This is a genomic window from Texas Phoenix palm phytoplasma, assembly GCF_005774685.2.
Taxonomy (GTDB): Bacteria; Bacillota_I; Bacilli_A; order Acholeplasmatales; family Acholeplasmataceae; genus Phytoplasma.
Genome location: NZ_VBRA02000002.1, coordinates 1 through 24,569, shown reverse-complemented (window position 1 = coordinate 24,569; position 24,569 = coordinate 1). Strand labels below are relative to the sequence as shown.

21 protein-coding genes are annotated in these 24,569 nt (G+C 19.9%); 19 read left to right on the top strand and 2 right to left on the bottom strand.

Features of this window, described 5'->3' with window-relative positions; translation table 11 throughout:
* The first annotated feature begins 478 nt into the window (after positions 1–478).
* Entirely contained in the window at positions 479–1,216 is a 738-nt protein-coding gene (locus FEF22_RS00165) for a lipoyl protein ligase domain-containing protein (RefSeq protein WP_138107775.1), read from the top strand.
* 205 nt (positions 1,217–1,421) lie between these two features.
* Positions 1,422–2,093: a hypothetical protein gene (locus FEF22_RS00160; protein WP_138107774.1), complete on the top strand. Its 672-nt coding sequence runs from the start codon at positions 1,422–1,424 to the stop codon at positions 2,091–2,093.
* 50 nt (positions 2,094–2,143) lie between these two features.
* Here FEF22_RS00160 and recU read toward each other — a convergent pair whose 3' ends face one another.
* Positions 2,144–2,707 (bottom strand): Holliday junction resolvase RecU, encoded by a 564-nt coding sequence (gene recU / locus FEF22_RS00155; RefSeq protein WP_138107773.1) that lies wholly within the window; start codon positions 2,705–2,707, stop codon positions 2,144–2,146.
* 80 nt (positions 2,708–2,787) lie between these two features.
* On the opposite strand from recU, the gene FEF22_RS00150 reads away from it, so the two are divergent.
* The 6 genes from FEF22_RS00150 (at position 2,788) to FEF22_RS00125 (ending at position 9,833) form a co-directional block, all read left to right on the top strand.
* Positions 2,788–4,467 (top strand): ribonuclease J, encoded by a 1,680-nt coding sequence (locus FEF22_RS00150; RefSeq protein ID WP_138107772.1) that lies wholly within the window; start codon positions 2,788–2,790, stop codon positions 4,465–4,467.
* A 72-nt stretch (positions 4,468–4,539) separates the two neighbouring features.
* A complete protein-coding gene (locus tag FEF22_RS00145; RefSeq protein ID WP_138107771.1) occupies positions 4,540–6,243 on the top strand; it encodes a ribonuclease J in 1,704 nt (567 codons plus the stop codon).
* A 189-nt stretch (positions 6,244–6,432) separates the two neighbouring features.
* Positions 6,433–6,789, top strand: a complete 357-nt coding sequence (locus FEF22_RS00140) for a hypothetical protein (RefSeq protein WP_138107770.1) — start codon at positions 6,433–6,435, stop codon at positions 6,787–6,789.
* 109 nt (positions 6,790–6,898) lie between these two features.
* A complete protein-coding gene (gene mutM, locus FEF22_RS00135) occupies positions 6,899–7,717 on the top strand; it encodes a DNA-formamidopyrimidine glycosylase (protein ID WP_138107769.1) in 819 nt (272 codons plus the stop codon).
* Positions 7,718–7,785: 68 nt separating this feature from the next.
* Positions 7,786–8,982, top strand: a complete 1,197-nt coding sequence (locus FEF22_RS00130) for a DnaD domain protein (protein ID WP_138107768.1) — start codon at positions 7,786–7,788, stop codon at positions 8,980–8,982.
* Between the two features lie 44 nt (positions 8,983–9,026).
* The gene (locus FEF22_RS00125) at positions 9,027–9,833 is read left to right on the top strand and encodes an ATP-binding protein (protein WP_138107767.1); all 807 of its coding nucleotides are present in this window, start codon (positions 9,027–9,029) and stop codon (positions 9,831–9,833) included.
* 126 nt (positions 9,834–9,959) lie between these two features.
* Here the strand turns inward: FEF22_RS00125 and FEF22_RS00120 are convergent, their stop codons facing one another.
* Complete coding sequence (locus tag FEF22_RS00120) at positions 9,960–11,315, bottom strand: rRNA adenine N-6-methyltransferase family protein (protein WP_138107766.1); 1,356 nt, start codon at positions 11,313–11,315, stop codon at positions 9,960–9,962.
* 969 nt (positions 11,316–12,284) lie between these two features.
* Between FEF22_RS00120 and tig the strand changes: the two genes are divergently transcribed.
* From tig to FEF22_RS00065, 11 genes are all read left to right on the top strand, one after another.
* Positions 12,285–13,598, top strand: a complete 1,314-nt coding sequence (gene tig, locus FEF22_RS00115) for a trigger factor (RefSeq protein ID WP_138107765.1) — start codon at positions 12,285–12,287, stop codon at positions 13,596–13,598.
* A gap of 231 nt (positions 13,599–13,829) precedes the next feature.
* Positions 13,830–16,175 (top strand): endopeptidase La, encoded by a 2,346-nt coding sequence (lon, locus tag FEF22_RS00110; RefSeq protein ID WP_138107764.1) that lies wholly within the window; start codon positions 13,830–13,832, stop codon positions 16,173–16,175.
* 45 nt (positions 16,176–16,220) lie between these two features.
* Positions 16,221–16,463 carry a hypothetical protein gene (locus FEF22_RS00105; RefSeq protein WP_138107763.1) on the top strand — a complete coding sequence of 81 codons (243 nt, stop codon included), beginning with the start codon at positions 16,221–16,223 and terminating at the stop codon, positions 16,461–16,463.
* 79 nt (positions 16,464–16,542) lie between these two features.
* On the top strand, positions 16,543–16,716 hold the full coding sequence (gene rpsU, locus FEF22_RS00100) for a 30S ribosomal protein S21 (protein ID WP_138107762.1): 174 nt from the start codon (positions 16,543–16,545) through the stop codon (positions 16,714–16,716).
* A 183-nt stretch (positions 16,717–16,899) separates the two neighbouring features.
* Complete coding sequence (ybeY, locus tag FEF22_RS00095; RefSeq protein ID WP_138107761.1) at positions 16,900–17,313, top strand: rRNA maturation RNase YbeY; 414 nt, start codon at positions 16,900–16,902, stop codon at positions 17,311–17,313.
* Between the two features lie 41 nt (positions 17,314–17,354).
* Entirely contained in the window at positions 17,355–18,194 is an 840-nt protein-coding gene (gene era / locus FEF22_RS00090) for a GTPase Era (protein WP_138107760.1), read from the top strand.
* Between the two features lie 73 nt (positions 18,195–18,267).
* Positions 18,268–19,623 carry a glycine--tRNA ligase gene (locus tag FEF22_RS00085; RefSeq protein ID WP_138107759.1) on the top strand — a complete coding sequence of 452 codons (1,356 nt, stop codon included), beginning with the start codon at positions 18,268–18,270 and terminating at the stop codon, positions 19,621–19,623.
* Positions 19,624–19,647: 24 nt separating this feature from the next.
* A complete protein-coding gene (gene dnaG / locus FEF22_RS00080) occupies positions 19,648–21,672 on the top strand; it encodes a DNA primase (protein WP_138107758.1) in 2,025 nt (674 codons plus the stop codon).
* A gap of 87 nt (positions 21,673–21,759) precedes the next feature.
* A complete protein-coding gene (locus FEF22_RS00075; protein WP_210352253.1) occupies positions 21,760–23,025 on the top strand; it encodes a sigma-70 family RNA polymerase sigma factor in 1,266 nt (421 codons plus the stop codon).
* Positions 23,026–23,033: 8 nt separating this feature from the next.
* Complete coding sequence (locus tag FEF22_RS00070; RefSeq protein WP_246833679.1) at positions 23,034–23,198, top strand: SAM-dependent methyltransferase; 165 nt, start codon at positions 23,034–23,036, stop codon at positions 23,196–23,198.
* 733 nt (positions 23,199–23,931) lie between these two features.
* Entirely contained in the window at positions 23,932–24,258 is a 327-nt protein-coding gene (locus tag FEF22_RS00065) for a tRNA (adenine(22)-N(1))-methyltransferase TrmK (protein ID WP_138107743.1), read from the top strand.
* The last annotated feature ends 311 nt before the right edge of the window (positions 24,259–24,569 follow it).

Genomic DNA, 24,569 nt, shown 5'->3' with positions numbered 1-24,569 from the left:
TTTTTTTATAAAAAAAATAAAAAAATTATAAGGTTGTTATTAACCTAACTTTGAACCTACCTTTATATAAAAAAAATGACTTATTCTTTCATGTTATATAGATGGAAGAATAAATTATAAAAGGTCTGCATACCTAAAGGAGTCGCGTAGATAATTAGAGTAACTTCGATCTTCCTAAACTTCTCTTAGAGAAAAAAATTCTCTGAAAAAAAACACAGAATAGTCTGTGGAAGCAAGGAAAAAGCAGAATCATAGTAGTCGTGAGTAATACAAAGCTTCTTTTGGAAGAAAGAAGTGGACTGACTCACCAAGGCAAAGGGTAATAACCTTTACAAGGCGAAAGAGGAAAAAGAAGTTTTGAGAAAAAACTTGTTTAACCGCCGAATGCTTGGAAACTTGCTTGTTCGGTGGTGTGAGGGGCTTAGATTAATATCTAGTAAATAGAAAAACGGTCTAATTCTATCTCGATAAAACTCCTATTTTTAGTATTATTGCCAAAAAGAAAGAAAAAAATTTTAGTTTTAAAAAATACTTGATAAATATTATTGATATTTTTCGCCAAAAAGGTGTTGAATTAAGTTTTAGTGGAAGAAATGATCTTATATTAGATGGTAAGAAAGTTTCAGGAAGTTCTTTTATACAAAATAATAATGGTATGGTTATGCATGGAACTTTATTATATGATTGTGATATTGATACTATGGTAAGATGCATTACTCCTAATAATGAAAAATTAGTTTCTAAAGGAATAAAAAGTGTTTCATCTAGAGTTGTTAATTTGAATAAATATTTAAAAGATATTTCTCAAGATGAATTGATAAATTACTTAGAGCAAAAAATGTCTAAAAAAGAATATTTTTTGAGTTCTGAAGAAGTTTCTCTTGTTCAAGAAAAATCTAAAAAGTATTCTTCTAAAGAATGGTTATATTTTCAACATCCTCCGTATTCTAAAGTTTTAAAAAAACGTTTTGAATGGGGAAATATGGAAATTTTATTGGATTTAAATAATGGTGAAATTAAAAAAATGTCTTTGATAGGAGATTTTTTCCATAAAGAAGATAATTTATCTTTTTTTATAGAAAAATTTCATAACATTAAGTATAATGAAAAATCATTAAAAAAAGTTTTGAATCAAGTTGATATTAATGATTATATTTTAAATGCCAATAATAAAGATTTTTTATCTTTGTTGAAAGAAGGAATTTTATATTTTTGATTTTCTAAATATTTTTTTATTTATATTAAATAATAATTTTATTTAATTTAAATAATTAAAATTTTTTTCATTATTGCTTTTAAAATTTTTAATTTAAAATTTTTTCATTTTATTATTTTTTTTTATTTTTATATTAAAATTAATTTTGTTATAATTTAGGTAAAAAAAATTATTTCTTAAGGAAGGGATTAATAATTTTGAATAAATGGAAAAATTTTTATTAAAAAAAATTAGCTTTGTTTCTTTTATTTTAGCTATTGCTTTTATTGTTGAATTTGTTTTTACTAAATTATTTTTTGGTTTTGATTGTTGTGTTTCTTTTTTAAAATTAGAATTACTTCCTATAGTTTTAATAGGTTTTCTTTTTGGTTTTAAAATTAGTTTTTTTTCTATTTTGCTATATATTTTTTTACATATAATGTTGGAATATACAATTTCTTTTCATCAACATGGATTATTTGCTCACTTTGAAAAAGAAAATTATGTGTTGTTATTAGGACTTTTATTTTTTGTTTTTTTTATTCCTTATTTGTCTTGCTCTATTACAGGTTTTTTTTATAAAAAAAATTTTAATCATTTATCAAAAAATAATGTTATTTTTAAAAGTTTATTTTTAATTACAATAATACAAATTTTATCTTATATGATTTTTGTTTATTTAACTTTTTTTCAACAAAAGAATGATTTTTTTGATGATTATCCTAATAATATATTTGGTAGTTCTTTTTTGTTGCAAATAGATTCTTATAAAATGATTTTTTTATATTACTTTAATTCTGTTATTTTTACTAATTTGATTATCGGAATTATTTTATATTTTATTAGGCCTATTTTAAAAGATAATTTGGAAAATTTTAATATAAATATTATAAAGTAAAATAATTTTTTGTTAATATCATATAATTTCAATGTTAAAATAATTAATAATTATTTAATTAATTTATCTATTATTTTTAAATAATCTAATCTAGGATAATAACTTAGATTAATTTGGAATAAATTTTTTTCAAAAATTTTGTAATTTATGCTTTTATTATTGTTATTTTTTAAATAATCTAATATAAATTTAATCGGAACAATAAAGTATTTTTTATGAACTTTAAAATGAATTATAAAAAAAGAAAAGCCTTTAAATTTTTTTATTTCTTTCAGAGTTTCTAATTGATGATTTGGTATATTAGATAAGTTAAAAATAGATTTATTATTAGTTTCTTTTGCATCGAAAGATAAATATTTTCCTTTATAAATTCCATGATAATCTGGTAATGAATTTGAATTAAAATATGCCTCTATTATTTTTGATTTCGATCTTTTTGGATATTCTACTTTTGCTATTTTAATTGGAATAGCGTTTTTAAAAATTAAAGCTATATTATTTTCTCTATAAAATTTATTAGTTAATGAAATGTCTTTTTCTAGGCTTATTCCTAAACGACTTTTATTTATAATTGGAATATTAATATTATTTTCTTTTTTAATTGGGTAATCCATATTTTTCTTTCTATTTTGAAATAATTTTTTAAATACTTTATTTATTTAAATTTAATTCGCCAAAGGAGATTATATTATACATGAAAGAAATAAGTTTTGTTGCTTTAGGAGGTATAGGGGAAAATGGAAAGAATTTTTATTTATTAAAGATTAAAGATTCTTGTTTTATTTTAGACTCAGGTTTGAAATATCCTAATCTTTCTGTTCATGGTATAGATTATATTATTCCCAATTATACACAAATAGAAAATATTAAGGATCAAATAAAATGTATTTTTATTACTTCTTCTTTAGATACTCATTTGGGTTCTTTGCCTTATTTGATGAAATATTTAAATGTTCCTATTTATGCTTCTGAATTTACTATAGAAATTTTAAAAGTTAACTTTAAACAAAGCAATATTGATTTAAAAAATATTACTTTTAATGTTATAAAAGATAATTCTATAATTCCATTTGAAGATACAAAAGTTTTTTGTTTTGGGATTGCTCATTTTCTACCAGAAACTTTAGGTCTTGCTTTTAGCACAACAAAAGGTTATATTATTTACATAAGTGAAATGCATTTTTTACAATCTAAAAATAAAAATTTTCAAACAAATTTTTTAGCCTTATCTAGGATAGGTCAAAAAAAAATTTTAGCTCTTATTGTATCTTCCCAAGGAGCTTTTAAAATTGTAAAACAAACTAAAGAAGAACTTTTAGAATATTATTTAACTAGTTGTTTTGCTAGTATAGAAAATAATATTATTGTTTCTTTTTTAGTTCCTGATTTATTAAAAATTCAATTAGTTATTGATTTAGCGGTTTCTTTTGGTTTAAAAATTGTTATTTTAGGACGTAAAAGCGAACCAATTATTGATATTGCTTTGCAAAAAGGTTATTTAAAAATTCCAGATGGATTTTTGATTAATTTAAAAACCCCTAACAATTATCTTAAATTAAAAAAAATAGTTGTTATAGTAGTAGGAAAAAGATTCGAACCTTTTTATAGATTAAAAAGAATGTGTAAAAAAACAGATCGTTTAATTACTTTAAATAATCGTGATAAAATTTTGCTTTTTTCTATTGAAGTTACTGGTATAGATAAAATTCAAAATCAAACTTTAGATATTTTATCAAGGCATGGATTAATTGTAGATATTTTAGAAAAAGATTTATTGACAGCTTCTTATAATTATGAAGAGAATTTTAAATTATTGTTACATTTATTAGAACCAAAGTTTCTTGTTCCTGTTATTGGAGAATATCGACATCAATATAAAATTAAGAAAATTGCTCAAAATTTTAATTATTCTGAAAATAAAATTTTTATGTTTGAAAATGGAGATAAATGGATTTATGAAGGTGAAAATAAAACTTTTGTTAAAAAAAATTTTTTCCCTAATTTAAAAGAAATTTTAATTGACGGAACTCCTGTTTTAGAAGGTAATGATTATCTTATGAAAGATCGTGAACTTTTGGCTAATGATGGAGTAATTATTATAGCTTGTAATATTGATTTGAAATTAAAAAAAATTATAGGTAATATTGAATTAATTAGTAAAGGATTTTTGGATAAAATGAAAATAGATAATCTTTTATCTCAATTAAAAGAAAATTTTACTATAATGAGTAATTCTTTTTTGAATAATGATAAACAAATAAAATGGAATGATTTTAAAAATAATTTAAGAGAAGAATTATCTAAATTTATTTTTAAAGAAACTAAAAAAAAACCTGTTATTATTCCTGTTTTGATTTTTATTGATTCTTATTAAATAAAATTTCTTAATTCAATATTTTTTATGTTTCTTTTTAATGAAGCATAGAAAGGAAATAAAAAAAAATAAATGAACGTGATGACACAAAGTATAAATTCTTCTTCTTTGGCTAAAAAATTTGATATATTATTTTATGCTTTTGGTGGATTAGGAGAAGTTGGAAAGAATATGTATATTTTTGAAATCGAACAAAAAATTTTTATTGTCGATTCAGGAATTTCTTTCTCAGGCGATTCTTTTTTAGGAGTTAATTATGTTATACCTAGTTATGAGCATTTATTAAAAAATGAGCATAAAATTGTAGGTATTTTTATTACACATGGACATGAAGATCATATTGGTAGTATACCTTTTTTATTGAGGAAAATTAGAATTCCTAAAATTTTTGTTTCAGGAATAGCTTATGATTTAATAGAATGTAAATTAATTGAGCATAAATTGAATCGTTATTCAAAAATTATGATTAAATATTCTCATAATTCAAAATTTAATTTTTTCAATACAGAAGTTTCTTTTGTTAGATTAAATCATTCTATACCTGATACTTTTGGTATTGTTTTTAAAAATAAAAAAAATATTCTTTTTTATACTGGTGATTTTAAAATTGATCATACTCCTGTAGGGCCTATTGCTGAATATTATAAATTATCAAATTTAGGTCAAGAAGGCACTTTATGTTTGTTTTCAGATTCTACTAATTCTCAACATAAAGGATTCATTCAATCTGAAAATGCTGTTGGAAATACTATTAATCAACTTTTTTATAAAATTAAAGGAAGAGTTGTTATTGTAACTTTTGCTTCTAATTTTTATCGTATTAAACAAATAATTGAAGCTAGTATTTTAACTAAAAGGAAAATAGCTGTTTTCGGTAGAAGTATGGAAAGAGCTATCGAAACAGGAATAAAAAATGGTTATTTAAAAAATGCTAAAAATTTTATTGTTAATGGCAATGAAATTGATAAATATTCTAATATTACTTTACTTTGTACCGGTTCTCAAGGTGAGCCATTAGCTGCTCTTAGTAGGATTGCCAATGGTATACATAGGCAAATTAAGTTGCACCCTAAGGATACAGTTATTTTTTCTTCTTCTCCTATTCCTGGTAATCAAGATAGCATAAACAAAATTTTAGATTTACTTTTTAAAATGGATGTGGATGTTATTACTCATGGTTCATTAGTTGATACTCATGCCTCTGGTCACGCTAGTCAAAATGATTTAAAATTGATGTTGAATTTAGTTAATCCTAAATATTTTGTACCTGTTCATGGAACTCATATGATGTTAATGGCTCATAAAAATTTAGCATTAGAATGCGGTATTAATAAAAAAAATATTTTTCTTTTAGATAATGGAGATGTATTAGGTTTAAATAATAATCATGCTGAAGTTATTGATAAAATTCCTATTTCTAATGTTTATATAGATGATTCAGGTTCTGAAGATTTAGGTAATTATATTTTAAAAGAAAGAAGAATTTTAAGTGAAGAAGGTTTATTTTCTGTTATAGTTAGTATAAATTTGAAAAAGAAAAAAATTTTAAATTTTCCTATGATATTTTCTCGTGGATTTATTTATATGAAAACAAATAAAGAATTAATGAAGTCGATATCTTTTGAAATTAAAAGAATAATACAAAATTATTTGTTGAAATATGAAAAATTTAACAAAAATTATTTAAAGAAAAATATTATTAATTTTGTTACTTCTAAAGTTTTTGAATTAACATTAAGAAAACCTATTGTTATTCCTATTATTTTAATTATTTAATCTAATTTAATAAATGGATATTAATTATACTATTATAAAAAAATTAATTTTTAATACAATAATAAAATTTTTATAAAAAATATAATATTAATTAATTTATTATATATGTATAATATAGTTATCCTGTTTTTATTTTCTCTATTTTTGAAAAATCAACTATGTAATTATTAAAGAAGGAAAAAAATTATTATGTTTATGTTTTGTGAAAAAAATCAAGTTAATAGTCAAAATATTATTGAAAAAAGTATTTTTTTAAATAATTTAAATGTTAAAGTAGAAGTTAAATATATTAAAAAACCTAAAAAAAAATTAAAAAGAGAATGGTTTGTTAAAGATTTTTATTTTGTTTATAATAAAAAAGAATATATATTTCCTGAAATAGTTATTTATTTTAATCATATTGATAATGATAATCCTGAATTTTTTTTACAGCCAGGTCAAAAAATTAAAATTATTGAAGGACAATTAAAAATTTATTCTTTTTCTGATTTAACTAAAAATTTTTTAAATATTTATAAATTTCAACATTTAAGAAGTGATAAATAATTTTTAATTTTATTTTTTATAAATTTTTAACATATATGACTGTCTTTTTTAGAGGTAGTCTTTTATTTTTGTTTTATTTTTATAATGAATAAAAAAAGGAAAATGAATTATGCCTGAATTACCAGAAGTAGAAGTTATCGTTAATATTTTAAAAAAAAGATTAATTGGTTTGAAAATTAAAAAATTATTTGTTTTTTATCAACCTATTATTCAAGAATTATTTTTTTTTAAAAAAATTATTAATAAAAAAATTTTAGATGTCCAAAGAAAAGGAAAATTTTTATTATTTTTTTTGAGTGATGATTTAGTTATAGTGGGACATTTAAGAATGGAAGGTAAAATTTATCTTCATGATAATTATGATAATTTACAAAAACACAAAGATGAACATTTCAGAATTTTATTAGAAAAAAATATTATTTTAAGATATTATGATTTTCGTAAGTTTGGTCGTTTTGCATTATATAAAAAAGATAATTATTTAAAAGAAAGTAAATTAGAAAAATTAGCTTTAGATCCTTTTGAAATAGATGCTAAAAATTTTTATTCTAAATTACAAAAAACTAAGGTTTCTATAAAAACCTGTTTATTAAATCAGAGAATTATTTCAGGAATTGGAAATATTTATGCTAACGAAATTTTATTTTTAACTAGAATTAATCCTAAGATTCAGTCTTGCTTTTTAAGTTTACAACAAATTATTAAATTGTTGGATAATGCTAAAAAAATTTTAAATCGAGCTATTTTTTGTGGAGGTACTTCTATTTCAACCTTTGAAGCTATAGGTAAAAAAGGATCTTTTCAAAAAGAACTTTTAGTTTATAGAAAAGACAAAGAAAAATGTATTTTTTGTTCTAATTTAATACAAAAGATAAAAATTAGTGGAAGAAGTTCTTATTTTTGTATAAAATGTCAACCTTTGTTATAATTTTGTTTTTTAAATTAAATAAATAAAATTTAAATAAATATTAATATTTAAATAGAGGAGTGATTTAATTGTTGGATTTCAAATGCTTTAAAATTAAAATTAAAAATTTCTTGCTTCCTGAAGAACAAAAGAATTTATTTTTGTTGTATCAGCCCTTAATAGGTTCTAAAGCTTTAACTTTTTATTTTACTTTATATTTTTTGGCTAATTTGAATGAAAAATTATCTTTTATGCATCAATTTTTATTAGATTTATTAAATGTAAATGAAAATGATTTTTTAAAAAACAAAGATAAATTAGAAGCTATTAAGTTATTAGAAACTTTTCAAAATGATAAAAAAGAAATTATTTATTGTTTAAATGCTCCTTTAAATGCTTTTTTATTTTTTCAAGATCCTATTTTGAGTGAATTTTTGTTAAGCGAAGTTGGTGATAATATATATTGCGACTTAAAAAAATTATTTTTATATGAAAAAGATATTTTATCTTCTGAATATAAAAATATTAGTAAAAATTTTACAGATGTTTATAGTTTTAAAAAAGTTAATATCCAAGAAACGATTAAAAAATATAATAATAATAATATTTCTAATAATTCTGATAATTTTAAAAGATATTTTAATTATGATCTTTTTATTAAAAGTTTACCAGAAAGATTTAAAAAACCTTTTTTGTTAGAATGGAAAAATATTGATTATATTGTTAAATTAGGTTTTGTTTATGGAATTGAACCTAAACAAATGGCTGTTTTTGTTCAGGATAATATTCACAACTTAAATGAATTTATTGATTTAAATAATTTAAAAAATTTTATAAAAAATAAAATTATTCAAAAAAATGATGATATTAAATTGATTTATTCTTATAAAAATAAAAATAAAAATGAAGATGATGATGAAGAAATGATTGCTTATTTACAAAATGCTCAACCTTATAGAATTATTAAAAATTTTGCTAAAAGCAAACATTTTCTTTTTGGTTTATATGATATTGTTTTTTTATTGTTGGAAAAAACTAATGCTGATATAGGTGTCATTAATGCTTTGTTAATGTATGTTTGTAAAATTAAAGATCAAAATAATTCTCCTGTTCCTTCTTTTAATTATTTTAAAATTATTTTAGATTCTTGGTTTAAAAAAGGAATTGTTTCTGCTCAAAAAGCTTATTATTATTTAATGGATAAAGAAAAAATTAAAATTTTTGAAAAGAATAAAAAAAATAGACCCGAATGGTTAGATAAAATTCAAAAAGAATTAAAATTTTAAAATTATTTATTAAAAAATATTATATAAAAAAGGTGTTATCGAATATGTGTTTTTTTGAAAAATCTTATTTCAAAAAAATGAGAGAATATATTTCAAAACAAGAAGAAACTAAAGAATTAAAAATAGAAGATAAAGATGTTTTAACTGTTTATAATTATTTACAAAATAAATTAAAATCTCAAAACTTTTCAAATTATAAAATGGTTTTAAAAACTAAACCTTATATTCATGTAGTTTTGAAAGAAACTTTTGAAAGCAAAAAAATAGATTTTGAAAATGAATTAAATAAAATAAATATGTTATTTCAACAAGAAATTAAATTTGAAAATTTAAAAATTTTTTTTAAAAAAAATTTAATCCAAGAAAAAGTTTTTTTAAATATTAAAGAAATTATTGCATCTTTTCCTTTAATTGATAAAAGTTTGTATTTATATGGGCCTTTTGGAACAGGAAAAACTTTATTTTTAAAATTTTTAGCAAACGAATTAATTAAAAAAAGATTTTTGGTTTTGTTTTTTTTTATGCCTGACTTAACAAGACAATTTAGATATAACTGGAATAATAGTGATATAATAGAAAACAAATTAAATTATTTGAAAAAAATTGATTGTTTAATTTTAGATGATTTAGGATCCGAAAATATGAATTCTTTTTTTAGAGATGAAATTTTTATTCCTTTATTGAATTATCGTTATGAGAATAAATTACCTGTTTTTTTTAGTAGTAATTTAAATGCTCAACAATTATATGAATATTTTTCATTTCATAAGGATTTTAATAGCGATATTAAAGCTCATAAAATTATTCGTTTTATCAAAAAAATGACTTTTTGTTATGATTTTTCTTCTTAAAAAAATAAAAAAATTCATTTATTTTAAAATAAATGAATTTTTTTTATTTAAATAAAGAATAATTAAAAAATTTTTTTAGATACAAATCAAATATATTATTTAATTTATAATTTTTTAATTTTTTTCTTATTTTTTTATATATGTATAAACACTAACAGGCATTATCATTTCGGTAATAAAAACAAAATTATTATTTTTTTTAATTTTATTCATTTCTCTTTCTTCTTTTTCGAAAAATTTAAAACGGTAATTCATATATTTAATATTATTTTCTTGTACAATTTTTTCTATACTATTTTTTATTTTTTGAAAATCGTTTTTTTCAAAAATACCTATAGGTAATGTTGATACAATTCCTTTAATGTTCTTATTTTCAATATTTTCTTGTGAAATTAATTCTTCAAAATTAGCAGCATTGCCATTAATAACTTTTATTCCAGGAAATCTTTTTTGTAATTCATTACATAAATCTTTATTTATTTCAATACATATTATGTTTTCTAAACCAAATTTGTTTATTAGGTACTGTGTTATATTTCCACAACCAGAACCTAATTCTAAAATTTTATCTTTATTTTTTTTTAGTTCTTCTGGTTTTAAATCTGAAACATTTTGAAAGTATTCTGATATTTCTTGTGTTTCAGGAAAAAGACCTGTACCCATTGTTTTTGTATTTAGAATAACTTTTTTAGCGTGTGCCCATTCTCTTTTATTATATGGCATAATTGAAATTATTATTAGTGTTAAAAATAATAAAAATAATCTAATTAAAAAGTGTTTTTTTGTTTTTTTGAAACAAAAAATACTAAAAGAAAGTATTATAAATGACAAAATTATTTTTAAATAAGAAAAAAATAAATTTTTTTTATCATAAGGGTTAATGAGTTGTTCTTCCAAAAATTTTTTTGTACTTTCTGTTTCAAATATTTTAAATAATAAAAACAAAAAAACAATATATAATGTTGAAATAAAAATAGGACAAATTAAAATTTTTTTATAAACTTGAAATTTATTATTAAAATAAAAAAATAAAAAACAAATTGGTATTATAATGTATTCTAAGTAATATATAATTAAATTAAAAAATAAAGTGTTATTGACAGAAGAATATAAATTCCAATCTCTTATAAAAGAACGTAAAAATAAAGTATTAATTAAAATATTTATCATTACTGAAAAACTTAAAATATTAATGATTTTGCTTCTTTTTTTGTTATAAATTTCATTTATAATTATAAATAAAATTAAAAAGATATTATATTTAGAAAAAGAAAAAAAATGATAAAATTTTAATTGATAAATATTTTTATTTAAATATAGATTAATCATATGTATTAGAGAAAATAAAATACTTAAAGAAATGAGTATTAAAAAAGACCAATTTAAATATTTTTTTTTAAATATTTTGTTTATTGATAAAATAATATTTTTTTTTGAAATTTTTTTTTCATTATTTTTTTGTTTTGAAATTTTTGTTTTCATATTTTTGCTATAAAATTTCCATTCTTGTATTTTTTTTTAAACAAAATTTCAAAATTATATTTTAATTTTTAATATTTTTGTTTATTTTTTATAAAAAAAAATAATAAATTAATAAAAAAATAAAAAAATAATATATATTTTAAAAATAAATAATTTTTATTGTTTATGTTTATTTCTTAAATTTTTAAACTAAATAAAAAAAAATATTTTGAATTTATTTTTTTTAATTTTATTTTAAAAAATTTATTTTTCATGATTTTTAAAATTATATATAGATATATAGTATCACAAAATCTTATTTCTTTAAATAAAAATAAATAAAAATATTTTTTTAAATAATTTATATTTTTTGATATTTTAAAAAAATATTAATAAAATTTTTTATTTTTTGAATTAATTATTTTTTTTATTTATATTTTTTTATTGAAAATAATGTTATAATTATAATGATTTATTTTATAATTTTTAATCGTAAAACTAAACATAATACAATATTAATATATTTTTTATTATAATATAACGATATATTATTTTTGTTTTTATGTTCTTTCTTTTTTTATATTTGAAATTTTTTTTGATATTTTTAATGTTTTTAATTGTTTTGAATTTATTTTTTGTTATAAAGTCAATATAAAATTAAAATAATTTTTAAAAATTAAATATTAATAAAATTTTAAAAAAAATAAGTCAAATTTCTTATATATTTTAAATTATTAGTATATAATTTATTCAATAATAATTAGTATTTTTTTAAATATTATGTTAATGTTCGAATCTTTTTATTTTTTAATTATTTTTTTATTAATTAATCGAAAAGATTTTTTTATGTAAATTTATATTAATTTTTTATATAACTAAAATTTTAATATTTTTTTTAAAAATTTATTTTTATTAATATTATTCAAGTAATATATTTTTATTATTTATTTAAAAAATTTAAATTTAAATTAAAAAACAGGTAATTAAGCAATGCAATTTAAAAAAATAAGTGACGAAATAATACAATATAATTTTGAAATTGTTAAGAAAGAATTTGATTATTTTATTGAAAAATCTTTTAAAGAAATTCAATCTCAAATTTCTGTTAAAGGTTTTCGTAAAGGTTTTGTTACGAGGAATGTTTTTGAAAAAAAATTTGGGATCAAAAAATTATATAATAGCGCTTTTGAAAATTTAGTTCAAGAAAAAGTTGATCAAATTTTAAAAAATAATAATGATTTTAAAATTTTAGAAAATTATAAAATTACTAATTTTCAATTAGAAGATCTTTATTCTTTTAAAGAAAAATTTAATTTTTCAATAGAATTTACTTTAAAACCTGAAATAACGTTCAATTCTCCTTATAAGGGGATAAAATTAAATTCTAATCTTAAAAAAGAAATAACAGAAAAAGAAATTCAAAATAAAATTGATTTGTTTTTGGAAAGTAATAATTTATTTGAATCTAAAAAAGAAGAATCATTTTTAGAAAAAGGCGATATTGCTGTTTTTGATTTTAAAGGATTTTTAAATGATACTCCTTTAGAAGGAGGACAAGCTACTAATTATTTTTTAGAAATAGGTTCTAATAAGTTTGTTCCTGGTTTTGAAAAAGAAATGATTGGAATGAAAAAAAAAGAAGAAAAAATAATTAAAGTTTTTTTTCCTTCGGATTATAATTATAAAAATTTAGCTTCTAAAGAAGTTAAGTTTAAGATTTTTTTACATGATATTAAAATCAAGAAAACATTAACTTTGGATGAAAAATTAATTAAAAATCTTCAAATACCTAATATTAATAGTATTAAAGAATTTAAAGACTATATCAAAAAACAGTTAGAATATAAACAAAATTCTAAAATAGAAGAAGAAAATAAGAAAAAAATTTTGGAATTTTTAATAAAAAATTCTAATGTAAAAATACCTTTAAATTTAGTTAAAATTGAAAAGCAAAATTTAATAAATAAATTAGAAGAAAAACTCAAATTACAAAATATAGATTTAAAAAAATATTTAGAAAGTATTAAATTAGAACTAGAAAAATTTCATCAAGAAATGGATGAAAAAGCTTTAAAGAATTTAAAGATAAATTTTTTATTGGAAGAAATATCTGAAAAAGAAAAAATAACAATTCAACCTGAAGAACTTGAATTAGCTTATCAACAGTTAAGTTTAGAGAATAATGTTAATATATCTAAAATAAAAGAAAATTTATCTATTCAAGAATATTTAAAAAAACATTTATTACAAGATAAAACAATTAAATTTTTACTAGAAAATGTTAATTTTATAAGTATTAACTAAAAAAATAAAAAAATTTTAATTAAATATTTTTATTAAATAAATATTTTATATATGATATATTATTGTAATGATATTTAAATTTTTAAATTATAAAAATTCATTGATTTTTAATAATAAAATTAATTTACTTTTTTATATTTTTCTTTCATTTTGTTTTTTAATTTAATTATTTTTGAATAATTTTTTATAATTTGTAAATTTCATTTTTTTAAAGGATGTGAAGAAAAAATAATGAATAAAAGCGATAAATTAAAAATAGAAAAAAATATTCCTAAAGAATTACCAGCTATTATTGTAAGAGATATTGTTCCTATTCCGCATAATGATCTAAGAATCGAAATAGGGCGTATTTTTTCTGTTAATGCTATAATAACTTCTAAAAAAAATGCATGTCCTTATATTGTTATTATGTTGCAAAAGAATTTTTTAAATGAAAAACCTAAGATATCTGATATAGAAAAATATGGTGTGTTGGCTTATATTTTATCTTCTGAGAAAATTGATAGTGATTTTTATAAGGTTACTTTTCGTATTTTAAAAAGAATTAAAATACAAAAAATATCTAAAAAAAATGATTTATTTAATGTTAAATATGATTTTGTACCTGTTATTTTTGATGATTTAAGAGAAGAAAAAATATTAATTAAATTAATAATCAAACAAATTGCTAATAAAATGCACCAAATTTTATTAATACCAGAAAATACTTTTTTGCAAAAAATACAAAATGGTATTACTACTGAAGAAGCAGCTGATTTAATTATTTTTTCTTTAAAAATTGAAGAAAAAAATAAGTATAAATATCTTAAGGAATCTCATTTGAATAAAAGACTAATGTATATTTTGCAAGATATTCAAATGAAAAAAGATATTCTAGAATTAGAAAATAAAATTAATATGGAAGTTAAACGTAGTATTGATGAAAATCAAAAAGAATTTTATTTAAGAGAAAAGATGCGAGCTATTCAAAATGAGTTAGGCGATAAAGTTAGAAGAGAAGAAGAAATAGAAGAAATAAGAACAAAAATTAATTCTTCTTTTATGCCTGACAATATTAAAACTAAAGCTTTACAAGAACTTTCTCGTTATCAAACTATGTCTTCTATGGTTGCTGATTCTTTTGTTATTAGAAATTATTTGGATTTTTTAATTTCTTTACCTTGGAATAAAAAGAGTCAAGATATTGATGATTTAAAAAAAATACAATTCACATTAGAAAAAAATCATTATGGTTTAGAAAAAGTTAAAGAACGTATTATTGATTACGCAGCAGTTAAAATAATGACTAGAAAAAATCCGCAAAATATTATTTGTTTTGTCGGTCCTCCAGGAGTAGGAAAAACTACTTTAGCTATTTCTATTGCAGAAGCTTTAGGTAGGAAATTTGTTAAACAATCTTTAGGTGGTTTACAAGAAGAAAGCGAAATTAAAGGACATAGAAAAACTTATGTTGGGGCCATGCCTGGAAGAATTTTAAGTGGTTTAAAAGATGTTGGAGTTATTAATCCAGTTTTTTTACTAGATGAAATTGATAAATTAGTTAATAATTTTCAACACGATCCTGGTTCTTCTTTATTAGAAGTTTTAGATCCTAATCAAAATAAAAATTTTGTAGATCTTTATTTATCAGAAGCTTTTGATTTATCTCAAGTTTTATTTATCACTACAGCTAACGATTTAAGTAATATTTCTGAACCATTAAGAGATCGTTTAGAAATTATAGAGCTGAATTCTTATACAGAACAAGATAAACTTATAATCGCTAAAGAACATTTGTTACCTAAACAATTAAAAGATCATGGTTTAAAGAAAGAACAATTTTTAATAAATGATGAAATTTTCCTTTATATTATTAGGCATTATACAAAAGAAGCTGGAGTAAGAAATTTAAATAAAAATATTGCTACTTTAATACGTAAAACAGTAAAAGAAATTTTAATGAATAAAGTAGAATATATTGAAATAAATAAAGAAAAAATTGAAAAATTTTTGGGTAAGATAATTTATCAACATTTATTAGTAAGTTCAAAAAATCAAATAGGGTTTGTTAATGGGTTAGCTTATACTTCTTTAGGAGGTGATATTTTACCTGTTGAAGTTACTTATTATAAAGGCACTGGAAAATTAGTTTTGACTGGACATTTAGGTAAAGTTTTGGAAGAAAGCGCAATAACTGCTTTTAGTTTTTTAAAATCTCATTATCAACAATTAGGAATTGATTATAATATTTTTGATACTAATGATTTTCATATTCATTTTTTGGAAGGAGCTATTCCTAAAGATGGACCCTCAGCAGGAGTTACTATAGCTACTTCTATTTTTTCTGTTATTAAAGGAAAATGTGTTAGAAGAGATATAGGAATGACTGGAGAAATTACTCTTAGAGGATCAGTTTTACCTATAGGTGGTTTGAAAGAAAAAGCTATTGCCGCTAACAGAAGTGGTTTAAATACTATTTTTATTCCTAAGGATAATTTAAAGGATATAGATGATATACCTAAAGAAGTTAGAGATAAGTTAGAAATTATTACTATAGAAAGCGCTGATGATGTTTTTTCAAAAGCTTTAGTTTTATAAAATAAAATATAAATAAAAAAATAATTTAAAGGAGATGAAGTAATGATGAATTTTTTTGAAATTTTTCAATTATCTAAATATATGATATATTTTATTTGTATTTTCATTATTTTTGTTGTTGTATTTACTTCTGAAAAAAGTATGATAGATGTTTTTGCAGAGCAATATGGTAATTATAAAACAAATCCTTCTGAAACTTTTTTAAATTATTCTCTTTTTTTATTAATTTTAATATTATTTTATAATTCCTATTTTTATCTTCAAACTTTATCATTATTTAATGATTAAGTAAAATTATATCTTATTTTATTATTTAAAATTTTAAATTTTATTGGAATTTTATTGGAAAAGGAGTGAAAAGAAATTAATGACTAAAATTATTGTTCGTAAAGAAGAAACAATAGAAGAAGCCTTAAGACGTTTTAAACGTAGTGTTTCTAGAGATGGCATTTTAGCTCAAGTTCGTAAGAAAGAATTTTATATTAAACCTAGTGTTGAAAGAAAAAATAGAAGAAAAAATATTAAAAAAAAGAGATATTAATTATAATATTTCAGAAATTTTATTAAAATAAAAATTTATTTAAAGTAATATTTTTATTTTATAATTTTCCAAAAAAATGAATTTTTTTATTTTATATATTTTTTTGGAAAATTATTTTTATTTTTTATTATATTTTAAATTAAATTAATATATTTTTATTTATTTTGCAGGAGTATCATTAAAATGATTATTCATATATATAATCAAACTAAAATGAATATTTTTAAATTAAAAAAAGAAATAACTAAGGTTTTTGATTCTTTAGAGGATGAAAAAAAATTAAATATTATTTTTGTAAATAATAAAAAAATAGAAGAAATGAATTTTTATTATTTGAAAAAAAAATATGTTACTGATGTTTTATCTTTTGAAAATGAAATGGATGATATTTTTTTAGGAGATGTTTTTGTTTCTTTAGAACAAGCTTTAGAACAATCTTTATATTACAAACATAGTTTTGAAAGAGAAGTTATTTTTTTAGCTCTTCATGGATATCTTCATTTAAAAGGATATAATGATAATGATAAAGAATCTTTAGAAAAAATGATTTCTTTACAAGAAAAAATTTTATATAATTTTGAAAAAAAAATTTTTTGAAATTTTTTAAAATTATTTTTTTTAAAGTTTACAGGAGAAAAATGTTTAAATCAGGTTTTATTATGTTAATAGGAACTACTAATGTAGGAAAATCTACTTTATTAAATTGTTTAATTAATAAAAAAATTTCTATTACAAGTCATAAAAAACATACTACTGTTTTTAATATTTTGGGCATTTTAAACAATGAAAAATATCAAATGATTTTTGTGGATACGCCAGGAATTTATAAAGAAAAAAAAAATAATTTATCCGATAGGAAAAGAAATTCTCTTATTTGGAAAAATATTAATGAAATTGATATTTGTTTATTTGTTGTAGAAAAAGAATGTGGTTCAGAAGAAAAAGAAATTTTAAATAATTTAATTAAATTTAAGAAAAAAGTTATTTTGGTTATTAATAAGTTAGATATAAAAAAAAATATATTAATAGATAAAATTATTTTAAGTTATTTAAATATTTTTGATTTTGATTATATTATTCCAATATCAGCATTAAAAAAAAAGAATATAGATATTTTAATTAAAAATATTTTTTCTTCGTTAGAAGAAGGTCCTCTTTATTTCCCTAAAGAAGTTTTAACTGATATTTCTAAAGAAAAAATAATAACAGAATTTGTTAGAGAAAAAATTCTTTATTTTGTTCATCAAGAGATACCTCATATTTGTTCTGTTATTTTAGAAGATATCATTTATAATAAAGATTCATCTTTAGAAATTTCTGTTTTAATTTATGTTTCAAAAACTAGTCATAAAAAAATTTTAATTGGTAAAGATGGTTACAAATTAAAAAGAATAGGTATTGAAGCAAGAAAAGACATTAATCGATATTTAAATAATAAAATTTATTTAAATTTATGGGTTAAAGTTCAAAAAAAATAAATTATTAATTTTTTTAAAATTAAATTTTTTTCTAAATAGGAGAAAAAAATTATTTTTTATTGAAAGGCGCTAAATGATAAAATTAAAAGACTTAATTATTTTTGCTAAAAAATATGGTTTTATTTTTTATGGGAGTGAAATATATGGTGGTCTATCAAATAGTTTTGATTATGGACCTTTAGGTAGTTTATTAAAACAAAATATAAAAAAAGCTTGGATTAAAAAATTTATTCAAGAACAGGATAATATTTTGTTAGATAGTTCCATTATTTTAAATTCTAATGTTTGGAAAGCGTCTGGTCATTTAGAATTATTTATCGATCCTTTAGTAGAAAATAAAGATACTAATAAACGTTATAGAGCGGATCAATTAATCAATTCTAATGATAAAAATATAAACACTAATTGTTTAAGTTTTGAACAAATGTCTAGATATTTAATAGAAAATAAAATTTTAGGAACTAAAAATTGGTCATCAGTAGAAGAATTTAATTTATTATTCCAAACTTATCAAGGAGTTGTTAAAAAAAAAGCTAATAATGTTTTTTTAAGACCTGAAACATGCCAAGGTATTTTTATTAATTTTAAAAATATTTTAAATTCTACAAGAAAAAAGATACCTTTTGGTGTTGGCCAAATAGGAAAATCTTTTCGTAATGAAATTACTCCAAGTAATTTTATTTTTCGTACTTGCGAATTTGAACAAATGGAATTAGAGTTTTTTTGTCAAAATAACAAATATAAAGAATGGTTTGTTTTTTGGAAAGAATTTTCTTATCAATTTTTGTTAAAATTGGGTTTAAAAACTTGTAATATTAATTTCAAAGAACAAGACTTAAAAGAATTAAGTCATTATTCTGTTGCTACAACAGATATTTTATTTCTTTTTCCGTGGGGTTTTGATGAATTATGCGGCATAGCTTGTAGAACAGATTTTGATTTAAAAACTCATCAACAACATTCTAAAAAAGATTTACAGTATTTTGATGAAAATACTAAAAATAAATATTATCCTTATGTTATTGAATCGTCTTTAGGAGTTGAAAGATTATTTTTAGCTATTTTATATGATTCTTTAAAAGTTGAAAAATTGCAAGATTCTACAGAAAGAACTGTTTTGAAAATTCATCCTTTTTTATCTCCTTATAAAATGGCTATTTTACCTTTAATAAGAAAAAAACACTATTTTAAAGCTAAAGAAATGCAAAAAGAATTTTCTTGTTTTTTTGAAGTTGTTTTTGATAGTAGTCAGAGTATTGGAAAAAGATACAGAAGACAAGATGCAATAGGAACTCCTTTTTGTTGTACTATAGATGATCAAACATTAGAAGATAATACTGTAACTATTAGAGAAAGAGATACTCTAAAACAAATTAGAATAGAAATTAAAAATATAAGAGAATATATTGAAAACAAAATATTTTTATAGTTTTCAAGAAATATTATAAATTTTATGAATAAAAATAATAAATATAATCAATTTGTAACTGAAGTTAATAAAAAAATATTAATTTATGAATTAGTTAATAAAGAAGGTATTAAGTTAACTAAAAAAGGTAAAAATTTTATGGGTTTATGTCCTTTTCATAAAGAAAAAACACCTTCTTTTTCTGTTTCTCCTGAATTAAATATTGCTTTTTGCATGTCTTGTCATCAAGGAGGCAAACCTGTTACTTTTTATCATAAATTAAAAAATATTTCTATTTCTCAAGCTATAGAAGAATTAGCTAAAAAATTTAATTTATTGTTGCCTAATAATTTTATAAATCCTAATGATTATTTTTATCAAATTTTACAAGATGCTCATAAATATTATATGAATAAGCTGGATTTTATTTTGTTAAAGTGTGAAAATCATCCTTTACAAAATTACTTACTAAAAGAAAGAAAATTAAATTATTCTTTAATTAAAGAATTTCAATTGGGTTATGCTGAAGGAAAATCTAATGATTTAATGAATTATTTATTAGAAAAAAATTATTCTTTAAAAGAATTAAAACGTTTAGGACTAATTAGGAACAAAAATATTGATTTTCAAAAAAATAATGATTCAGAATTGTTTTTTGACGAAGTAAAAGAAAAATATTGTGATTTTTTTAAAAATCGTTTGATTTTTCCTTTAAGTGATTCACAAGGGAGGATAGTTGCTTTTTCAGGTCGTTTAATAAATTTATCTGAAAATAATAGCCCTAAATATTTATTTAATTCAGAAACTTTTTTATTTAAAAAAAGTGATTTAATATATAGAATTTTTGAACATAAAAATAATATTCAAAAAAAAAAAGAAATTATTTTATGTGAAGGTTTTTTGGACGTAATTTCTCTTTTTAAAATAGGAAAATGTAATGCATTAGCTATTTTAGGAACTCAATTAACTTTAAAACAAATTTTTTTATTAAAAAAACTTTCTGTTTTTAATGTTTTAGTTGCTTTTGATAGCGATCAAGCAGGTCAAAGTTCTATGCAAAAGATATCTTTAGCATTAATTAAACAAAAATTTAAGGTTAAAATATTATTTTTACCTGAAGGACAAGATCCTGATTCATATATTAATATGAATATAAATATAAAAAATTATGATGATTATTATGATTTATTATTATCAGAAATTACTCAAGATTATATTTTATATAAAATATATGAATTAAGAAAAAATAAAATTTCTGATGAAAAAATTAAGATGAATGTTTTGTCTTTATTAAAATTTTATGATAATGAATTACAATTGTATTATGTTAAAAAGATTTATAATAAATATAAAATATATATTGATTTAGAAAAAAATACTATTTCTTTTGAAGAATTAAATTTTAAAATAAGTAATAAAAAATCTCAAAATATTTTTAGTTCTAGAATGTCAGAATCAAAAATAACAAAAGAAAATTTAATTTTGATTGAACAAAGAAAAATTCAAAATAAAAATATTAATAAAAATTTAATACATATATTGACAAATTTATTTTTGAGCAAAGAATATCTTAATTTTGTAAGAACTGATATTTTACAATATAATATTGATTCTTATATTTTAGAATTTATAGATATAATACAAAAATATTATGATTCAAAATTAAATTTTGATAAAAAAGATGATGGAATTAATATTGATCATTTTTTTGAAATATATAAAGATATTTTGTATAAATTAAACAATAAAATAGATATTTTTCAATTATTGTTAGATATAAAAAAAAATATTTTGTTTATTCAAAAAGGAAAAATTAAAAACCAAGAAGATTTAAAAACATTTTATAACAGTTTAAAAATAAATCACAATATACAAAAAATTAAAAAAATAAAAAAAAATATAGAAAAAATGGAAAAAAAATTTTTTCAAGCAATAAATGAAAATGAAAAAAAAACATTATTAAGAGAATGGAAATTCAAAACACAAGAATTAAAAAATATTGAATTAGAAAATAAAAAATTTTTAGAATATATAAGATTTAATGTTTTTAATGATAATTTTAATGAATAAATCTTGAAAAAAAATTATTATTTAAATTTTTTTGTATTTGAATATTGTTCTCAAATTGTAAATAGAAAAATAAAGGGTAAAAGTAAAATGATATTGAATAAAATAGTAAAACAATTATATAAAAAACAAATAAATTCAGAAGCAGAAAATCAAAATTATACAGATAATTATATTAATTTTTTTTTAAAAAAAAAATTGAAATGGTTAAATGGCATTTCTAAAAACAGAGAATTTTTTTATAAAGAAATTATAAAATCTTTTTATGTAAATGATAATAATAAAAAAATAAAAAATAAAAGATTTCACATTAAACATTTAGATGATTTTTATTACATATATGATATGGAAAATCAAAATTCTTTTCAAAAAGATGAAGAATTTCAAAAACAATTAAAATTAAAAGAATTATCTATGAATGTTAAAGTAGATGATCCTGTTAAAATGTATTTGAAAGAAATTGGACAAATTCCTTTATTAACTTTAGAAGAAGAAAGAGAAAAAACTCAAATAGTTTATGACGGTAGACAAGCTCAAAAAAAAATCAATCAACATAATAATAAAGAGATTATTTTAACAGAAAAACAAATTGAAGAATATAATGATTTAATAAAAAAAGCAGCTATAGCTAAAAATCAATTAATAGAAGCAAATGGACGTTTAGTTGTTTCTTTAGCTAAACGTTATATAGGTAGAAAAATTTTATTTTTAGATTTAATACAAGAAGGAAATATAGGTTTATCTAGAGCTATTGATAGATTTAGACCTGGTGTTTTTAAACTTTCAACTTATGCTACTTGGTGGATTAAACAAGCTATTACTAGAGCTGTTGCTGATCAGGCTAGAACTATAAGAATACCAGTACATATTATAGAGACAATGAATAAAATTTCTCGTTGCAGAGGAAAGTTAACACAAGATTTATCTAGAAAAGTAAATAATGAAGAAATAGCGAAACAAATGAATATTGAAGCAAAACAAATTATTGATATTCAAATGATAGAAAAAGAAACTATTTCTCTTGAAGCTTCAACTAGAGAAGATGATGATTCATCTTTAGGCGATTTTATAAATGATCCTAATGCTATGTCTCCTCATGAATATATGTTACGAGAGATGATAAAAAAAACTATAGATGAATATCTAGAACAAACTTTGACTGATAGAGAAGAACAAGTTTTAAAAATGCGTTATGGTCTTTTAGATGGACATATTTATACTTTAGAAGAAGTTGGAAATAAATTTGGCGTTACTAGAGAAAGAATTCGTCAAATAGAAGCAAAAGCTTTAAGAAGATTAAGAGCTCCTTCTAAGCAAAATAAATTAAAAATGTTGTATGATAATATTAAAAAATGAAAAGAATTATGTTTATTGTTTCATTAATTAAAGGATATAGTGTTGTTTTAGATATTGGCACAGATCATGGTTTAGTTTTAAAAAAAGCATTACAATTAAAATATATTAACAAAGGTATTGCGGTTGATATAAAAATTAATCCTTTAAAAAGAGCTTATCAGGGCGCGAAATGATGCCTAATTATTAGTGATTTCACGCATCACGAACATAATGATAATGTGTTCCTTCGTATTCTTGGCTTTTGAAACGAAAGAATGAAAAGTTACAGCAAAGAATAAAAGCGAGTTGAGGAGAAATTCATATCCAATAAGATTACGCCAGAAGAATGACTTACACGGATAACCTTTATAAAAAAAGGCTAAATGCAATAAACGGGGTAATTATACTACTGAACAGAAATGAATTGTAACTGTTCATCAAAGTTATTTGTAAATAATTTGATAAGATTTTCAAAATTATCAATGTTTTTTATAAAAAAACATAATAGGTTTATTTTTAACCTAACTTTGAACTTGCCTTTTTTAAAATTAAAATGAATTTATTCTTTAATGTTATATAGATGGAAGAATAAATTTAAATTATAAAAAAAGGTCTGCATACCTAAATGAGTCGCGTAAATAATTAGAGTAACTTCGATCTTCCTAAACTTCTCCCAGAGAAAATTATTTTCTGAAAAAAAACACAGAATAGTCTGTGGAAGCAAGGAAAAAGCAGAATCATAGTAGTCGTGAGCAATACAAAGCTTCTTTTGGAAGAAAGAAGTGGACTGACTCACCGAGGCAAAGGTTAATAACCTTTACAAGGCGAAAGAGGAAAAACAAGTTTTTAAAAAAACTTGTTTAACCGCCGAATGCTTGGAAACTTGCTTGTTCGGTGGTGTGAGGGGCTTAGATTAATATCTATTAAATAGAAAAACGGTCTAATTCTATCTCGATAAATTTAAAAAAATATAATGTAGAATTTTATTTAAGTGATGGATTTGTTAATTTAAATGAAATAGAATTTGATTTAGCAATAATTTGCGGAATGGGACCTCATACAATTATTAATATTTTAAAAAAATCTTCTTATAATGGTAAGAAATTTTTATTAGGATGTCAGGGTAAAATTTATTATTTAATTGATTGGTTAGAAAAAAATGGGTTTATTATTTTAAACTATTATGTTGTTTTTGATAAATTTTATTATGTTTTTTTAAAAGTTTTGCAGAATAATTATAATTATGTGCATTGAAAAAAAATGTTATTTCTAGTATAATATATGTTGTTTTATAAGAAAAAGTTTGAGTAGCTCAGCTGGATAGAGCAACGGGGGCGTTAGGGGCGCGAAATGATGCCTAATTATTAGTGAATTCACGCATCACGAACATAATGATAATATGTTCCTTCATATTCTTGGCTTTTTAAACGAAAGAATAAAAAGTTACAGCAAAGAATAAAAGCGGGTTGAGGAGAAATTCATAAATATCCAATAAGATTACGCCAGAAGAATGACTCGCATGGATAACCTTTATGAAAAAAGGCTAAATGCAATTAAAAGGATAA

Excerpts from the sequence above, each read along its gene's own strand:
- FEF22_RS00160 (WP_138107774.1), top strand. The coding sequence starts at position 1,422 with ATGGAAAAATTTTTATTAAAAAAAATTAGCTTTGTTTCTTTTATTTTA.
- recU (WP_138107773.1), bottom strand. The coding sequence starts at position 2,707 with ATGGATTACCCAATTAAAAAAGAAAATAATATTAATATTCCAATTATA.
- FEF22_RS00150 (WP_138107772.1), top strand. The coding sequence starts at position 2,788 with ATGAAAGAAATAAGTTTTGTTGCTTTAGGAGGTATAGGGGAAAATGGA.
- FEF22_RS00145 (WP_138107771.1), top strand. The coding sequence starts at position 4,540 with ATGAACGTGATGACACAAAGTATAAATTCTTCTTCTTTGGCTAAAAAA.
- FEF22_RS00140 (WP_138107770.1), top strand. The coding sequence starts at position 6,433 with ATGTTTATGTTTTGTGAAAAAAATCAAGTTAATAGTCAAAATATTATT.
- mutM (WP_138107769.1), top strand. The coding sequence starts at position 6,899 with ATGCCTGAATTACCAGAAGTAGAAGTTATCGTTAATATTTTAAAAAAA.
- FEF22_RS00125 (WP_138107767.1), top strand. The coding sequence starts at position 9,027 with ATGTGTTTTTTTGAAAAATCTTATTTCAAAAAAATGAGAGAATATATT.
- FEF22_RS00120 (WP_138107766.1), bottom strand. The coding sequence starts at position 11,315 with ATGAAAACAAAAATTTCAAAACAAAAAAATAATGAAAAAAAAATTTCA.
- tig (WP_138107765.1), top strand. The coding sequence starts at position 12,285 with ATGCAATTTAAAAAAATAAGTGACGAAATAATACAATATAATTTTGAA.
- lon (WP_138107764.1), top strand. The coding sequence starts at position 13,830 with ATGAATAAAAGCGATAAATTAAAAATAGAAAAAAATATTCCTAAAGAA.
- FEF22_RS00105 (WP_138107763.1), top strand. The coding sequence starts at position 16,221 with ATGAATTTTTTTGAAATTTTTCAATTATCTAAATATATGATATATTTT.
- rpsU (WP_138107762.1), top strand. The coding sequence starts at position 16,543 with ATGACTAAAATTATTGTTCGTAAAGAAGAAACAATAGAAGAAGCCTTA.
- ybeY (WP_138107761.1), top strand. The coding sequence starts at position 16,900 with ATGATTATTCATATATATAATCAAACTAAAATGAATATTTTTAAATTA.
- era (WP_138107760.1), top strand. The coding sequence starts at position 17,355 with ATGTTTAAATCAGGTTTTATTATGTTAATAGGAACTACTAATGTAGGA.
- FEF22_RS00085 (WP_138107759.1), top strand. The coding sequence starts at position 18,268 with ATGATAAAATTAAAAGACTTAATTATTTTTGCTAAAAAATATGGTTTT.
- dnaG (WP_138107758.1), top strand. The coding sequence starts at position 19,648 with ATGAATAAAAATAATAAATATAATCAATTTGTAACTGAAGTTAATAAA.
- FEF22_RS00075 (WP_210352253.1), top strand. The coding sequence starts at position 21,760 with ATGATATTGAATAAAATAGTAAAACAATTATATAAAAAACAAATAAAT.
- FEF22_RS00070 (WP_246833679.1), top strand. The coding sequence starts at position 23,034 with ATGTTTATTGTTTCATTAATTAAAGGATATAGTGTTGTTTTAGATATT.